This is a genomic window from Pedobacter quisquiliarum, assembly GCF_014642175.1.
In the GTDB taxonomy this organism is placed as follows: Bacteria; Bacteroidota; Bacteroidia; order Sphingobacteriales; family Sphingobacteriaceae; genus Pedobacter; species Pedobacter quisquiliarum.
The window spans coordinates 51,516-66,109 of sequence record NZ_BMIL01000008.1 but is presented as its reverse complement, the minus strand read 5'-3'; the positions used below and the strand labels follow the sequence as shown (position 1 = coordinate 66,109).

Below are 14,594 nucleotides of genomic sequence, written 5' to 3'. Positions count from 1 at the left end.
AAAGACGTATTATGGAAAAAAGAAAATTAGGAAACACAGACTTACATGTTGCACCGATTGCTTTCGGCGGTAACGTATTTGGATGGACCATTGATGAACAAACTTCTTTCGGCATCCTGGATCGCTTTGTAGACGCAGGCTTTAACCTCATTGATACGGCCAACGTTTATTCTCGTTGGAAACAGGGCAATCAGGGTGGTGAGTCAGAGACGATTATTGGGAACTGGCTGAAATCACGTCAGAACAGGGATCAGGTAATAATTGCTACGAAGGTTGGTGCAGACATGGGTAATGGAAAAGATATTAGCAAAGCGAACATCCTTAAGGAGGTTGATAATTCCCTGAGACGGCTGCAGACGGACTACATCGATCTTTACTTCTCGCATTATGATGATGAGCAAACGCCGGCAACGGAAACGCTTGAAGCTTACGATGAATTGATCAAAGCAGGTAAGGTGCGCTGGATCGGTGCCTCCAACTTTTCAGCTGCAAGATTGAAGGAGTCCCTGGAAGTAAGTAAAAGCACTGGATTGCCGAAGTATGAGGTTTTTCAACCGGAATATAACCTTTACAATCGTGAACAGTATGAGACTGCATACGAACCAATCATCAAGGAGTACCAACTGGGTGTGACAAACTATTATGCCCTGGCAAGTGGATTCTTATCTGGAAAATACCGCTCTGAGGAAGACTTGAACAAGAGTCAACGTGGTGGCGGGATTAAATCCTTCCTCAACGAACGTGGCTTTAAGATTCTGGATGCGCTGGATCAGGTCGCAGAACGTCAGGGTACGCAGCCGGCAAGCGTTGCTATCGCATGGTTGATTGCGAGACCCTCTGTTACCGCACCCATTGCCAGCGTGACCAGCACAGACCAGTTGAAAGATCTGGAACATGCCGCCAACATCCAGCTTAGTGCGGATGATATCCAGCTTCTGGACACCGCAAGCAACTGGAAGTAGTTGCTAGGCCATCGAACTAAGATTTAATTTCTACCTTTAATGCGGCTTGTTAATCTAACAGGCCGCTATTTTTTACGATTATGCCAAACTTTACACCCCCTATTGCCGCAAACACGCCAGCTGAAGGCTTTCTAAGGCTTTTAGATGTATTAAATACACTTCGCACGGAGTGTCCCTGGGACAAGAAACAGACCATGGAAACGCTAAGACACCTCACCATTGAGGAAACGTACGAACTGTCGGACGCCATCATGGAAGGTGATATACAGGAGGTGAAGAAGGAGCTTGGCGACGTGATGATGCACCTGGTTTTTTATGCACGCATTGCTGAAGAGCAGGGCGCTTTTGACATTCTGGATGTGCTGAATGGCGTGTGCGAAAAACTGATCAACCGCCACCCGCATATTTATGGTGATGTTGAGGTACAGAATGAAGATGACGTTAAACGCAACTGGGAAAAGATTAAGCTTAAGGAAGGGAATAAGTCTGTGCTCGGTGGCGTGCCGACCTCCCTACCTGCCTTGGTGAAAGCTGCCCGTATTCAGGAAAAAGCACGTGGCGTTGGCTTCGACTGGGAAGATAAAAGTCAGGTATGGGAAAAGGTTGAAGAGGAAATGCAGGAGTTTAAAGCAGAATTTAATGTGGATGACAACACTGCCATAGATGCCGACAAAGCGGAAGCTGAGTTTGGCGATCTGCTTTTCTCTTTGATCAATTATGCAAGGTTCATTAAGATCAACCCGGAGAATGCTCTAGAGAAAACAAATAAGAAGTTCATCAAACGATTCCAGTACCTGGAAGAGAAGGCTAAAGAAAACGGCAAAGCTTTACAGGATATGACACTTGCAGAAATGGACGTTTACTGGAATGAAGCAAAACTGGTTAAGTAGGGCTGCAAAGTTAGTAAAGCAAGATTTCAATATGAAAGCCTGTAATTGAGCGGGCGTTTAATGAAGCGATTGTTTCATGAAGAAGGTATTTCATGAAGTCTGTCAATGTGTAGCGCACCTATAATTAAAAAAGAAGCACTAACTGTGCTTCTTTTTCATGTTCATCTTTAATTTCTGTCCAATGCCCAGGTTGTAATTTTTGGCATTGCTATCTTTTTTATCGTGATAAGCACCACCACCTGATGGTAGTTCATCTTTATCCTGGGAAACCATATTCTTATTTACTGCCGGTTTTGGCTTCGATCCTTTGTCGACAAGCAGATCATCGGGTAAGTCGAGCACTTCCATCTTCTGACCAATAGACTGCTCAATTTTCTTGATTTGTCCAAGTTCCAGATCTGTTGCAAAAGTGATGGAAACCACTTCTTCCTCAGCATCCGGATTCTTGATGATTCTGCTTAGGAACGTTTCCTTCTCTTCAGGAACCTCAAAGTGAAAGATAAAAGGAACACCATGTAAGTCGATTTCTGGTGCAGCTTCGTTTGCAACAACAATGACACGCGCATCAGGTTCTGCTTTGAAATCTTCAAAATCGTCAAATCCATTTTCATCGAAGTGTAATGGTCTGAGCATGGAGAACTCCCCTTCACGCTGACTTTCGAGCGCTTTAGCAAGTTTCTGTGCGTTTAATCGCGTATTTACAAAGATTACCACCTTGCTGAACACTTCATCGTCGCGTAGCAGGTTGTGCATCAAATTAACTTTGGTCTTGTAGTTCGGTACCTGGTACAGCAGTTGGGTAATTACGGCGGCCTGGTCATTTTCGAATTCTTCCACTTCCAATAAGGTTGGGAAATTCATGAACTGGTCGATCATCTTGTACAGTTTATCATGTACAACTTCCGTAAACACCAGGTGCTGACACTTTCCAGCGCTACGTGCCAATTCCGCGGTTGGTAATTGCATACCCTGTTTAACGATCAGGTCTGCATCATCTACGATGAAAGTCTGCAATTTACTTAAGTTCAAACCCAACTTCAGGTACACTGCTCGTGCTCTGGTTGGCGTGGCAACGACAATGTCGACACCCAACGCGAGCTCACTCACTTCAGCATCTGTACCGCCAGTACCGAAAAGGCCCATGATGTTCAAGTCACGGTTTTTACTCAGGGATACAAACTGATCAATTACAGCCTGACCACGTTCATGATCAGCAACCAAAATCAGGACTTTCGGCGCATCGTCTTTCGTATATTTCAGTCGCATTAAAACGCCAAGCACATAGGTGGTTGTTTTGCCGGATTTCTCTGGTGCAACAGCGATGATGTCCTGACCACCAAGTATTCTGGACATTGCTTTAAGTTGAATGGCTTTTGGGGTCAGGTATCCTGCATCAGTCATGGCGATTACCAGCGACTTACTTAATTTTAATTTATCTAAAGACACGCTTTTTTCTTTTTTAGTGTTGCTGCAAAATTACACAATTCTGTTAACTATACCCGCAGGTATGTTTGCGTTGATTTCTTCCCTGTATACAGATGGCATTGTCAGTCTTAGATGAGTGGTGTTGAAAGCTTTCCATTTTCTGGGTAAGGTTCTTTCCAGCGTTATTTGGAGCGCTAACGACCGTTCTGGTATGGAAGATTGTGGAGCTGCTGAAAGGGAATCTGTTTGCCTTACTGCTGGTTGCTGTTGCAATTACATTTTCTGCTGTAACAAGGTTGAACACGCTTTTTCAGCCCAATTCAGTTGATGTATTGAGCTGGACGCTCCTCTATTTTCTCTTGCTCAAATACATCAGCACCAGCCTGCCCAGGTGGATGTGGCTGCTGGGTGTAGCCTTCGCCATTGGCTTTCTGAACAAATACAACATTGTATTCCTGCTCCTCGGAACCTTACCAGCACTGCTGATCAGCGGTCATCACAGAATGCTGCTGAAGAAAGATGTTTACATCGCGATTCTTATTGCTTTTATTTTGGTCGCTCCAAACCTTTACTGGCAGTACCAACATCAATTTCCTGTATTGCAGCATATGGAGGAGTTAAAACGTACCCAGCTTGTCCATGTAGAGCGGTCGGGCTTCCTTAAGGAGCAAGTACTCTATTTTGTTGGTTCCATTTACGTGCTGATCGGCGGACTACTTGCGGCCTTATTCTACAAGCCTTTCCGGCCGTATCGGTTTGTATTCTTTTCCTATGTCTTCACCATTGCGCTCTTTCTGTATTTCCGGGCAAAGGGCTATTACGCCATTGGTTTATACCCCGTGCTGCTGGCATTTGGCGCCGTTTATCTGGAGCAAGCTACCCGGCAACACTGGCGCGTATACCTGCGTCCGCTGCTGCTGATTGTCCCAGTTCTGATCTTTATCCCGATGGTTAAACTCGCCTTTCCGATCTATACACCTGCGGAATATGAGCAGTCTGCTTTGGCAACGGGCCGAACCCACCGTTGGGAAGATGGCAAGGAACATATGCTGGAGCAGGATTATGCAGATATGCTGAGCTGGAGCGAGCTTGCCAGAAAGGTGGACAGCGTCTATGCAAGTATTCCTGACAAGAAGGGTTTGATAGTATTATGCGACAATTATGGACAGGCAGGTGCGATCAATTTCTATAAAAAGAACAAGGCTTATCGTGCCATGTCTTTCAACGCAGATTACATCAACTGGTATGTAAGTCGGCCGGTTGCGACCATTATTCGCATCAAAGGATATAGTGAGGACCCGTCGCGTCTGGAGAATGAACACCGGTTATTCAAGCAGGTGCTGTTGGCTAGTCAAATTGAAAATAGATATGCCCGTGAATACCAGACCGAGATCTACATTTTAAAGCAGCCGACCAACGATATTCAGCGGTTTCTGGAGCAAGAACGTGCGGGCTTACTTAAACCGGATGGCCTTTAACGGCGAAATTTTACTCACCAGTAATGATGGCAGTACCAGCACAATCAAACAAATGAACAGAGTGGCAAGGTTCAAAAGGAACACATCCATGAAATGGAATTCTATAGGCACGTAAGAAAGGTAATAGGATCCCTGTTCCAGGCGGAATACATGCGTAAACTGCTGCAGGAAGCCCAGGCCTAAGCCAAGCAGGTTGCCGAGCAGTAATCCGAAACCAACCAGATACATGGCATTGTACAAGAACACTTTCATGATGCTGGTATTGGTCATGCCGAATGCCTTAAGCATACCGATCATATTGGTACGCTCCAAAATCATAATCAGGAGGGCAGTGATCATGTTGATTACCCCTACTGTCATCATCAGGACAAGCAAAACCTTCGTATTTACATCAAGTAGCGATAACCAGGTGAATATATTTGGAAAGTATGCCGTAACGGTTTCCGCTTTGAGCTTCATCTCGAGATTCTCGTAGATGTTGTCTGTGACGCGGTCCAGCTCGCTGAATGTTTTAATTCGAATCTCGATGCCACCAACCTCTTCAGGACTCCATTTGTTTAATCTGCGGATGAGGTTCAGGTCGCCAAGAACAAAGCTCTTATCCACTTCGTCTACCCCGATGGAGTAAATACCCACAATCTTGAGCGGTCTTCTTCTTGGAGGCTGGTTGCTGTCCTGCATGAGGAAATGCATGATGAAGTCGTCCCCAACTTTCAGCTTCAGGCGGTTAGCCGTGAACTGCGAAATCATAATCTGCGTGGATGTTTTTGTAGGGTCAGAGAAGTCGAGCACCTTACCACTTACAAGGTGTTGCTTGAGATAATCCCAATTATAGGTGCTGTCGACACCCTTAAAGTTTATGCCCTCAATCTCATCATTCGCGGAAATGATTGCCGGTTTGGTGGCGTAGGGCTGAAAGTAAACGACATCTTTGTTGGCCTTAAGGTCTGCATAGGTTTTTGCTTCGGGCACAAAAGGCGATAGTTCGAAGGAGTTGTTCAGGTCGAGCTTATAGATGCGGATGTCGCCGACATAACCACGTACTTTCTCCTGAATTTCCGTTTTGAAGCCTTTGATGATGGCGATGGATAGCATCATGACTGCAAGACTAAGCATTACGCCGGAGATGGCGATCCGGACAATCAGCTTAGAGAATGTACGTTCAGATTTTATAGCGATGCGCCTGGCAATGAAATATTCTGTGTTCAAATTTTTGCAATATGATTACCTTAGCAAAAATGGTCATTCCATTCCGAATTAAAGTATATTATTTAAAAACCACAACATGAAGATCACCCTTGTCTGCCTTTTAAACCTAAGCATCGCACTGAGTGCATTTAAGACCTGCGGGAATACGCCGGTAAAGCCTGCCACTGCTCCAACAAAGCAAACGAAAGAAACTGCGGTCATCAATGATGACAAGCCTGCTGCAGGCATTCGCACTGGTGCGGAACAAACGGAACTGTACCTGCCTATGCTTAAAGGAAAACGCGTGGGCGTGGTTGTGAACCCGACTTCTATTATCGGCTCGCAAACTTCCGTGGATAGCCTGGTTGCTTTAGGGGTAAACATTGTGAAGATCTTCGGCCCGGAGCATGGCTTCAGAGGTAATGCAAGTGCTGGCGTAAAGGTTGATGATGATGTGGATGCGAAGACCGGCATTAAAGCCGTTTCACTATACGGTAAACACCAGAAGCCGACAACGGCAGACCTGGCGGATGTAGACATCATGATTTTTGACATACAAGATGTGGGTGTGCGTTTTTACACTTACATCAACACCTTACAGCATGTGATGGAAGCCTGTGCGGAAAATGGTAAGGAGTTGTTGATTCTGGACCGCCCGAATCCGAATGGCTTTTACATTGACGGACCAATCCTTGATCCATCTTTGGTATCGGGCATCGGCTTGCAGCCCATTCCAATTGTACATGGACTTACCGTGGGTGAATACGCACAAATGCTGAACGGCGAAGGCTGGATGAAGAATAAAGTGAAATGCAAGATCAACATCATTAAGGTCGCGAATTATAACCACGACATGCCTTATGAGCTACCGGTGAAGCCTTCTCCAAACTTGAATACTCAGCAATCCATCATGCTGTATCCAACAGTATGCTTATTCGAAGGCACATTCCTGAGTCAGGGCCGCGGAACGATGTTTCCTTTTACTGTCCTGGGTGCACCTGCGTTGAAGGGTAAATACAAGTTTAACTTCACGCCCAAGAGCATTAAAGGTATGGCAGAGACGCCTTTGCACATGGATCAGGCATGCTACGGGATTGACCTTCGTGAATACGACATCGCAAACATTAGAAAAGAAAAAACGTTAAAGCTTAAGTGGTTGATTGATTTGTACAAGGCCTATCCAAATAAGGGTGACTTCTTTAACAATAAGCTGAGCAAGGAAATGGTTGTTTTTGACAAGCTTGCAGGTGTAAGCAGTTTGAAGCAGCAGATTATTGCCGGGAAATCTGAAAAAGAGATCAGAGCAAGCTGGGAACCCGGACTAAGTGCCTACAAAGAGATGCGCCTGAAGTATTTACTTTACCCCTAAGCAAGATTAATATGAACAATGCACCTAAAAAAACGAATGAGCGTCCGGATAGTAATTTCCAGGAGGAAGTGCCTAAGGATGCTGCACCATCAACAGACCATGCCGTAGTGCAGCCCGAGGACAAAGACTATCAGGCAGAAAATGCAGATATGTCTGGCCCGGCAAAGCGCAAGGAAACGGGTGAGCAACCGGTGAACCCGATTAAGACGCCTCCCGCTTCTTAATATCCCGTTGTGCCTGCTTTAAAAATTTCATGAGTACCTTTTCATCATTCTCCATCGCTGTGATGGAGTTTGGTTTTTCACGGTGTATTTTTTTGAGGTATTTACCAAGTTCGTCGTTTTCAAAAGCTTCTAAGAGTAGCGGATACACATAGGAGCTTTTGCAAACGGCTCTGGTATTACCGAGCTTCCCTGCGACGCAGTCGAGTACCTGAACCACCACTTTCTTCTTCTTGATGACTTCTATTGGATCTGCCGTACAGATCGCCAGCTGGCGTAAAGCCTCCAATGTACCACCCCAGGTGCGAAAGTCTTTAGCGGTAAAATCTGCTCCGGTGATTTCCTTGATGTAATTGTTGATTTTGCCAGAATCCACAGAACGGCGTTCTCCATCTTTGTTATAGTACTGGAACAGCTCCTGACCAGGAATCTCCTTGCATTTTTTAACCAGTTTGATCAAAGAGCGATCGGTGAGACTCACATCATGTTTAACGCCTTTCTTGCCGACAAAGCTGAGTGTAAGTTTGCTATCGGTGAATTTGGCGTGTTTGTCCCGAAGGGTGCTTAAACCATAGGTTCCATAAAGGTCTTTGTAGGATTCATTTCCGATACGGATAAGGGTTTTCTGCATCACCTGTACGCAGATGGCAAGCACTTTACGCTCGTCGAAGTCTTTCCGACGAAGGTCTTTAGCAATGTGTTTGCGGGCTTCTGGAAGCGCCTTCCCGAATTCAAGTAGGCGGAAGTATTTACTGTCCGAGCGTCTGGAGGTCCACTTCGGGTGATAGCGATATTGCTTACGGCCTGCGGCATCGATGCCTGTGGCCTGGAGGTGTGCATTTTTCTTCTTGGCAATCCAGACGTTGGTCCACGCGGGTGGCAGTACCAGCGCTTTAATGCGTTCGAGGGTTTTCTCGTCGGTAACCGGATTACCCCTTTTATCTTCGTAGTGGAAATTTCCGGGTTCGCCTTTCCTGTATATTCCTGGCATCTGATCAGTTAAATACACCAATCCACTCATTTTGATCTCTTCCTCTGTCTCAACCATGTTTTTTAGGAAAATTGATTTAAGTTTGTCCTTTATTGCGCATTTACAACACAAGATTATGAGAATAGTTTTCATGGGTACGCCCGATTTTGCAGTGGCCTCCTTAAACGCATTGGTTGAAGCCGGACACGATATTGCCGGGGTGGTAACCGCAGCGGATAAGCCCGCAGGTAGAGGTCAGAAAATCCATGAAAGTGCTGTAAAACAATACGCAGTTGCGAAAGGATTGAAGGTTTTACAACCCCTGAAACTGAAGGACCCAGCGTTCCTTGCTGAACTTGAAAGCCTGCAGGCGGAAGTTCAGGTTGTCGTTGCTTTTCGCATGCTGCCGGAAGTGGTCTGGAACATGCCGCCTAAAGGCACAATCAACCTTCATGCTTCACTGCTGCCCGACTATCGTGGTGCAGCACCCATCAACCATGCGATCATCAATGGGGAAACCGTAACGGGTGTGACAACCTTCTTTTTGAAACATGAGATAGATACCGGTGATGTAATATTTTCCGCAGAAGTGGAGATTGGGCCAGATGAGGATGCTGGATCACTTCACGATAAGCTGATGGAAACTGGCGCAGAACTGCTGGTACGCACGATTGACGCGATTGAAAATGGCGACTACCAGGAGACACCGCAGGTGATAACGGAGGTGCAGAAACATGCGCCAAAGATCTTCAAGGACTTCTGTGAGATTAACTGGAATCAGCCGGTGCAAACCATATACAACCACATCCGGGGCTTGAGCCCCTATCCTGCTGCATTCACCAAACTGCAGGGTAAAAACCTAAAGGTCTTCCAAGCAGAAATGGAAATGGGCGATCCGCAGGAAACGCCAGGCACTTTCAGCAGTGACGGAAAGACCTTCCTGAAATTTGCGGCGCAGGATGGCTCCCTGAAGCTGACAGACATTCAGTATGAGGGTAAAAAAAGAATGTCAGTAGAAGAATTTCTAAGGGGAATGCGACTGTAGGCACCCCTTTACAGGGGAACGGTATCGTTTAACATGGCGCTGAGCATCTTGGCATTTTCGTTGAAATAACGTTTTCTGCCGTAGCCCATGACCCATCGGATACCGCCAACTGCGTTGGTGATAAACACCTCTTCAGCCTGCTTCAGCACTTCGGGATTTAACTGTGCCTCCGTGATGGTGATGCGTTTGGATTTGGCTAATTCCATGACTACACTGCGCATCACGCCAGAAACGCAACCCTCAGATAATGCAGGTGTGTAAATCTGCTTTTCATAAACGACAAAGATGTTCGAGCTCATGCTTTCACATAGAAATCCTTGTTGGTTAAGCATGAAAACATCATCCAGGTTGTTCTGCTTTTTGTAAAGGCCAGCCATCACATAAAGGAGGGCATTACTCGTTTTAAAGTTAGACAGGATGTTGATGGGTTTGGTGATCTCGTCGTAGACGTCTACGATCAGTCCCCTTTTATTCAGCTGATAGTTGGTATCGGGCAGTGGCGATGCTTCAAGCACATAGCCTGCAGAGTTGCCTTCGGGCGTGTAAAGCCCGTCGCCCTCACGATAGATCGACAGCCGTAAACGTACATCCCCCCGCAGGCGGTTTCGTTTGACAAGTTCCACAGCTTTCTGCTTCAGGAAGTACTCGTCCATTAGGCTGCTGCCATCAAGCTTTAGGGCTTTCATGCCGGCCATCAAGCGGTCTGCATGCTGTTCCGGATACATCAGTTTACCATTACACATCCGCATGGATTCAAAAAGACCGTCTCCGAACTTGAAGGAGCGGTTCGAAACCGGTAGAACCGGTTGATTAGATAAGATGAAGTTGTCGTTGTGTAATATATATTCTTGCATTTACGATTGAGGCTGTACGATATAATTTCTCCATTTGTGAAGCACTGCCGCAAAATCTGGCGGTAGTGGTGCTTCAAATTCCATGTATTCTTTTGTTGTCGGGTGAATGAACCCCAGTGTTTGTGCATGCAGTGCCTGCCTAGGCATTAAGTCAAAGCAGTTCTGCACATATTGTTTGTATTTGGTAAAGGTTGTGCCTTTCAGGATTTTGTCGCCACCATAGTTTGCATCATTAAACAAAGGATGGTGGATATGTTTCATGTGTGCCCTGATCTGGTGCGTGCGCCCTGTTTCCAGTTGGCAACTTACCAGTGTCACATAGCCTAAACGTTCAAGTACCTTATAATGTGTTACAGACCACTTACCTTTTTCTTCATCGTCATAAACATCCATTACGATTCTGTTTTTGGCACTGCGGCCGATGTACCCTGTTACGGTTCCATCTTCCTCAATATCTCCCCAGGCAAGTGCGACGTACTTTCTGGTGATGGTGTGATCAAAGAACTGCTTGGCAAGCTTGGTCATGGTGATCTCGTTCTTACTGATCAACAGTAAGCCAGATGTGTCTTTGTCAATCCGGTGAACCAAGCCTGGTCTACCCTCGTTGCCTGGAAGCTCTGGCAATTGTTCAAAGTGGAAGGCCAGTGCGTTAACAAGTGTGCCGGTGTAATTGTTGTAACCGGGATGCACAACCATGCCTGCAGGCTTGTTCACCACAAGCAGATCGGCGTCTTCGTAAACGATATCTAAAGGAATGTCTTCAGGGTAAACTTCTGTATCACGTGGTGGATGTGCAAATACAATGGAAATCTCATCCGCAGGCTTTACTTTATAGCTGGATTTAACTGTCTTTTTATTAACAAGTACGTTTCCTGCGTCAATGGCATTCTGAACACGATTTCTAGAGGCATTCTCTATCCGCCCCATCAAAAACTTGTCTATTCTTAAAAGCGATTGCCCTTTATCTACAACAATGCTAAAATGTTCAAATAAATCCTGATCTTCTATATCTGCCTCTACGTTGGTGTTTTCCATTTTACAAAACTAAACTTTAAGAATTACATTCCTGTAAAAGAAAACAAGCCAGATGATTCGTTTGTGTAGATTAAAGCTGGATAAAGGCGTTTGAATTGATATGGAGATACGATTAGCTTGGCGGTAAGAAGTAGTTGCTTCAGCTAGACCACCTGTTTGCCTTTACAACAAGCCTACGGAAGAGCAGTTGCTTAAATAAGAACCACCTTTGCTTTACAACAGGCCGGCAGCGAGAGCGGTGGCTTTAATAAGCCCACCTATTTGCTTTTACAACAAGCCTGCGGTAAGCGCGTATCTGGAATGAACCTGCGAATGAAATTGAACTTACGATTAGCTTTGCAGTAAAAAGCAGTTGCTTCAGTTAGACGCTCCAATTTCATAATAAGCCCGGCAGCAAAGAGCAGTAGCTAACCTGCAGCTCAATTTAACGGATAGCTACGGGAAAACCCCTCCAGGAATTATCTTTACGTCATGTTTGACCAGGTTTACAGTCCACTGCAAAAAATTGAGCATCCATTATTGACGAACTTCTACGTCAAACGCGATGATTTGATTGATCCTTACATTTCCGGCAATAAATGGCGCAAGCTTAAGTATTTATTGAAAAGCGCTGCTGAAGCAGGCAAAACTCACCTGGTCACTTTTGGTGGCGCGTTTTCAAATCACTTGGTGGCTACTGCAAGTGCCGCAGCCCGCGCAGGATTTCAATCTACTGCCTTTGTTCGCGGGGAGCCTGTAGAAAACCAGATGCTCCTGCTTTGTCGGCTGTACGGCATGCACCTGATCTTTACAGATCGTGAAAGCTATAAAGATAAGCGAGTGCTTTTCGATCAACACTTTGGTGCCAGCGCCTCTGCTTTTTTCATTGACGAGGGCGGCGCATCTGCGGAAGCGGTAAAAGGCTGTGCAGAGATCATAGATGAGTTGCCTGACGACATGGACCTGCTTTTCTGTGCTGCAGGAACGGGTACTACAGCAGCAGGATTAATGCAGGGGATCCTGGAACGCCAGCTGCACTGCGAATTACATGTAGTGCCGGTGCTTAAGGGTGGTGCATTCATCAAAGACGAGATGTCTGCCCACGTTAAGGTTGATCAGCAGTTGCATTTACATACCGAGTATCACTTTGGTGGCTATGCGAAAACACAACCTGCGCTACTAACGTTTATGGCACAATTTGCTTCATCGTATGGGCTGTTAAGCGACCCGGTGTACACGGCGAAGTTGTTTTTTGCTATACATGACCTGGCGGAAAAGCAAGAGATTGACAAGGATGCCAAAATAGTTGCTTTGCATACTGGTGGGCTACTGGGTATCTTAGGAATGCAGGAGAAGTTGTCAAAATTATTCACTTAATATTGTTAAAGTTATTTCTGGATCATCATGGAAAGCACATTGAACCGTTTATTGAAATACCAAATCTGGGCTATGGACCGCCTCTTCAACCAGCTCGAAGCCCTACTTACTGTACCTCCTACCGCGCTCAAGCTTTTACAGCACATCGTAAACGCCGAGTCGATCTGGATGAGCAGAGTTGCCGGTGAAAAGCAAGTGGTGGGTGTATGGGAAACGCTGCCCCTGCACGATTGCAGAAGCCTGCACCAAAGCAGTGTCCAAAAGCTACAAACCGTATTGAACAACAACCAGGATCTGGAGCAGGTAATCTCTTATGTGAACACCAGCGGGGATGCCTTCAGTGATCCTATGCACGACATTATTGTGCATGTGTTAAACCACAGCACCTATCACAGAGCACAGATTGCCAAAGAAATGAGAATGCATAACATTGATCCCATAAACACGGATTACATTACTTATGTGAGAAAGAAGTAGCTTACGGCAGATAACTTGCGTTAGATAGTTTGCTTCAGATAGATTGCCTAAGAAACAAGTAACTGCGTCAGATAGCTTGCTTCTGATAATTTGGTCAGATGGTTTGCGTTAGATAGTTTAAGTCAAATAGCTTGTGTCATAAACAAGTAGCTTGAATATAAAAATAAGCAGCCTAACTATCATCACCTCCACTCTTACCATTGTCTTCACTTCTACTCATATTTTTTAAAACATATTTCTGAGCGCTCCTGTTCTACTACAAAACCTGTACTATGGAAAATGTAAATGAGCAAAAGGATCTGGAGCAACAAATCCAGAATGAACCAGCAGAAGGAAAGCCAAACACCCCAAATGGCGATCTGGAGTATACAGATAATGAAGTGGAGTATGCAGATGGCCAAGGCACCCTGCTCGACGAAGAAATCGATGATCAGCAAGCTGATGATCAAGATGCTGAGTAGCAGCAATACCGAATCTCTAAAAAACGCGCTTAATGGCGCGTTTCTTCTTTAACAACATTTCCTTATCTTCATCAAACCAAATACGAACCACATGAACCGTTTCAAAGCTTTATTGCTCGTTATAGCACTCCAGTTTATTTTCCTATCCGCTTCCTTCGCTCAAAAACAATTCAAAGTACTACTTGTCACCACTACCAAAGGCTGGCACCACGAATCCATCCATGCTGGCGTGCTCGCACTGCAGGAACTTGGAACAAGGAACTTCTTCGATGTGGTGCTCATGGAAAATCCCGGCGGTTTTACAGAAGATTACCTTAAGCAATTCCAGGCAGTTGTGTTTCTGAACACCACAGGTGATATCTTCAACGCGAAAGAACAGCAGGTCATGGAAAGATTCATCAAATCCGGAAAAGGCTTTGTGGGTATCCACAGTGCTGCGGATACGGAGTACGACTGGCCATGGTACAATAAGCTGGTGGGCCGGATGTTTGTGATCCATCCAGCGGTTCAAACGGCGAAAACAAAAATCCTTGATCCAACTTTCCCTGGCTTGCAGGGCTTCCAGAATGATAAACTGTGGACTGAAGAATGGTACGAGTACGGCCCGGAAAAGGTAAGTGGTCTTAACTACATCTTAGGTGTTGATGAAAGCAGCTACGATGCAAAGGCGGACTGGGGCGACAGAGCCAAAGGCCAGGGTATGGGCAAAATGCACCCAATTGCCTGGTACCATGAGTTTGACGGTGGCCGTGCGTTCTACACCGGATTGGGTCACGTGCCCACCAACTTCAGTGAGCCCGCGTTTTTAAACCACCTTTATGCAGGCATATTCTGGGCGGCGACAGGTAAGAAATAAGCAATCA

Annotated in this window: 15 protein-coding genes; 10 read left to right on the top strand and 5 right to left on the bottom strand. The window is 45.7% G+C overall.

Translation table 11 applies throughout. The features are described 5' to 3' along the window. The first annotated feature begins 11 nt into the window (after positions 1 to 11). A complete protein-coding gene (locus IEW69_RS12510; RefSeq protein WP_188627206.1) occupies positions 12 to 962 on the top strand; it encodes an aldo/keto reductase in 951 nt (316 codons plus the stop codon). A gap of 80 nt (positions 963 to 1,042) precedes the next feature. After that, positions 1,043 to 1,852 (top strand): nucleoside triphosphate pyrophosphohydrolase, encoded by an 810-nt coding sequence (mazG, locus tag IEW69_RS12505; protein WP_188627205.1) that lies wholly within the window; start codon positions 1,043 to 1,045, stop codon positions 1,850 to 1,852. Positions 1,853 to 1,990: 138 nt separating this feature from the next. On the opposite strand, the gene IEW69_RS12500 is transcribed toward mazG, so the two are convergent. Beyond that, positions 1,991 to 3,298, bottom strand: coding sequence for a DEAD/DEAH box helicase (locus IEW69_RS12500; protein ID WP_188627204.1), 1,308 nt, complete (start codon positions 3,296 to 3,298; stop codon positions 1,991 to 1,993). Between the two features lie 134 nt (positions 3,299 to 3,432). Here IEW69_RS12500 and IEW69_RS12495 point away from each other — a divergent pair, with 134 nt between their 5' ends. After that, positions 3,433 to 4,755 (top strand): glycosyltransferase family 39 protein, encoded by a 1,323-nt coding sequence (locus IEW69_RS12495; protein WP_188627347.1) that lies wholly within the window; start codon positions 3,433 to 3,435, stop codon positions 4,753 to 4,755. Here the strand turns inward: IEW69_RS12495 and IEW69_RS12490 are convergent. Then, complete coding sequence (locus tag IEW69_RS12490; protein ID WP_188627203.1) at positions 4,732 to 5,964, bottom strand: ABC transporter permease; 1,233 nt, start codon at positions 5,962 to 5,964, stop codon at positions 4,732 to 4,734. The two genes, IEW69_RS12495 and IEW69_RS12490, sit on opposite strands and share 24 nt — an antisense overlap. Before the next feature lie 76 nt (positions 5,965 to 6,040). On the opposite strand from IEW69_RS12490, the gene IEW69_RS12485 reads away from it, so the two are divergent. Both IEW69_RS12485 and IEW69_RS12480 read left to right on the top strand, forming a co-directional pair. After that, on the top strand, positions 6,041 to 7,312 hold the full coding sequence (locus IEW69_RS12485; protein ID WP_188627202.1) for an exo-beta-N-acetylmuramidase NamZ family protein: 1,272 nt from the start codon (positions 6,041 to 6,043) through the stop codon (positions 7,310 to 7,312). Positions 7,313 to 7,323: 11 nt separating this feature from the next. Next, complete coding sequence (locus tag IEW69_RS12480; protein ID WP_188627201.1) at positions 7,324 to 7,536, top strand: hypothetical protein; 213 nt, start codon at positions 7,324 to 7,326, stop codon at positions 7,534 to 7,536. Here the strand turns inward: IEW69_RS12480 and IEW69_RS12475 are convergent. Beyond that, positions 7,514 to 8,581: a DNA topoisomerase IB gene (locus IEW69_RS12475; protein WP_188627200.1), complete on the bottom strand. Its 1,068-nt coding sequence runs from the start codon at positions 8,579 to 8,581 to the stop codon at positions 7,514 to 7,516. The two genes, IEW69_RS12480 and IEW69_RS12475, sit on opposite strands and share 23 nt — an antisense overlap. Positions 8,582 to 8,639: 58 nt before the next feature. Between IEW69_RS12475 and fmt the strand changes: the two genes are divergently transcribed. After that, positions 8,640 to 9,548, top strand: coding sequence for a methionyl-tRNA formyltransferase (fmt, locus tag IEW69_RS12470; RefSeq protein WP_188627199.1), 909 nt, complete (start codon positions 8,640 to 8,642; stop codon positions 9,546 to 9,548). Positions 9,549 to 9,556: 8 nt separating this feature from the next. Here the strand turns inward: fmt and IEW69_RS12465 are convergent, their stop codons facing one another. Continuing rightward, positions 9,557 to 10,402, bottom strand: a complete 846-nt coding sequence (locus IEW69_RS12465; protein WP_188627198.1) for an aminotransferase class IV — start codon at positions 10,400 to 10,402, stop codon at positions 9,557 to 9,559. Then, positions 10,403 to 11,437 carry an RluA family pseudouridine synthase gene (locus IEW69_RS12460; RefSeq protein WP_188627197.1) on the bottom strand — a complete coding sequence of 345 codons (1,035 nt, stop codon included), beginning with the start codon at positions 11,435 to 11,437 and terminating at the stop codon, positions 10,403 to 10,405. It lies immediately after the preceding gene. Positions 11,438 to 11,908: 471 nt separating this feature from the next. Between IEW69_RS12460 and IEW69_RS12455 the strand changes: the two genes are divergently transcribed. The 4 genes from IEW69_RS12455 to IEW69_RS12440 all read left to right on the top strand — a co-directional run bounded on the left by IEW69_RS12455 (position 11,909) and on the right by IEW69_RS12440 (position 14,587). Next, positions 11,909 to 12,793: a 1-aminocyclopropane-1-carboxylate deaminase/D-cysteine desulfhydrase gene (locus IEW69_RS12455; protein ID WP_188627196.1), complete on the top strand. Its 885-nt coding sequence runs from the start codon at positions 11,909 to 11,911 to the stop codon at positions 12,791 to 12,793. 27 nt (positions 12,794 to 12,820) lie between these two features. Further along, a complete protein-coding gene (locus tag IEW69_RS12450; RefSeq protein ID WP_188627195.1) occupies positions 12,821 to 13,270 on the top strand; it encodes a DinB family protein in 450 nt (149 codons plus the stop codon). Between the two features lie 272 nt (positions 13,271 to 13,542). Continuing rightward, positions 13,543 to 13,731: a hypothetical protein gene (locus IEW69_RS12445; RefSeq protein WP_188627194.1), complete on the top strand. Its 189-nt coding sequence runs from the start codon at positions 13,543 to 13,545 to the stop codon at positions 13,729 to 13,731. Positions 13,732 to 13,822: 91 nt separating this feature from the next. Continuing rightward, the gene (locus tag IEW69_RS12440; protein ID WP_188627193.1) at positions 13,823 to 14,587 is read left to right on the top strand and encodes a ThuA domain-containing protein; all 765 of its coding nucleotides are present in this window, start codon (positions 13,823 to 13,825) and stop codon (positions 14,585 to 14,587) included. The last annotated feature ends 7 nt before the right edge of the window (positions 14,588 to 14,594 follow it).

Excerpts from the sequence above, each read along its gene's own strand:
- IEW69_RS12510 (WP_188627206.1), top strand. The coding sequence starts at position 12 with ATGGAAAAAAGAAAATTAGGAAACACAGACTTACATGTTGCACCGATT.
- mazG (WP_188627205.1), top strand. The coding sequence starts at position 1,043 with ATGCCAAACTTTACACCCCCTATTGCCGCAAACACGCCAGCTGAAGGC.
- IEW69_RS12485 (WP_188627202.1), top strand. The coding sequence starts at position 6,041 with ATGAAGATCACCCTTGTCTGCCTTTTAAACCTAAGCATCGCACTGAGT.
- IEW69_RS12480 (WP_188627201.1), top strand. The coding sequence starts at position 7,324 with ATGAACAATGCACCTAAAAAAACGAATGAGCGTCCGGATAGTAATTTC.
- IEW69_RS12475 (WP_188627200.1), bottom strand. The coding sequence starts at position 8,581 with ATGGTTGAGACAGAGGAAGAGATCAAAATGAGTGGATTGGTGTATTTA.
- fmt (WP_188627199.1), top strand. The coding sequence starts at position 8,640 with ATGAGAATAGTTTTCATGGGTACGCCCGATTTTGCAGTGGCCTCCTTA.
- IEW69_RS12465 (WP_188627198.1), bottom strand. The coding sequence starts at position 10,402 with ATGCAAGAATATATATTACACAACGACAACTTCATCTTATCTAATCAA.
- IEW69_RS12460 (WP_188627197.1), bottom strand. The coding sequence starts at position 11,437 with ATGGAAAACACCAACGTAGAGGCAGATATAGAAGATCAGGATTTATTT.
- IEW69_RS12455 (WP_188627196.1), top strand. The coding sequence starts at position 11,909 with ATGTTTGACCAGGTTTACAGTCCACTGCAAAAAATTGAGCATCCATTA.
- IEW69_RS12450 (WP_188627195.1), top strand. The coding sequence starts at position 12,821 with ATGGAAAGCACATTGAACCGTTTATTGAAATACCAAATCTGGGCTATG.
- IEW69_RS12445 (WP_188627194.1), top strand. The coding sequence starts at position 13,543 with ATGGAAAATGTAAATGAGCAAAAGGATCTGGAGCAACAAATCCAGAAT.
- IEW69_RS12440 (WP_188627193.1), top strand. The coding sequence starts at position 13,823 with ATGAACCGTTTCAAAGCTTTATTGCTCGTTATAGCACTCCAGTTTATT.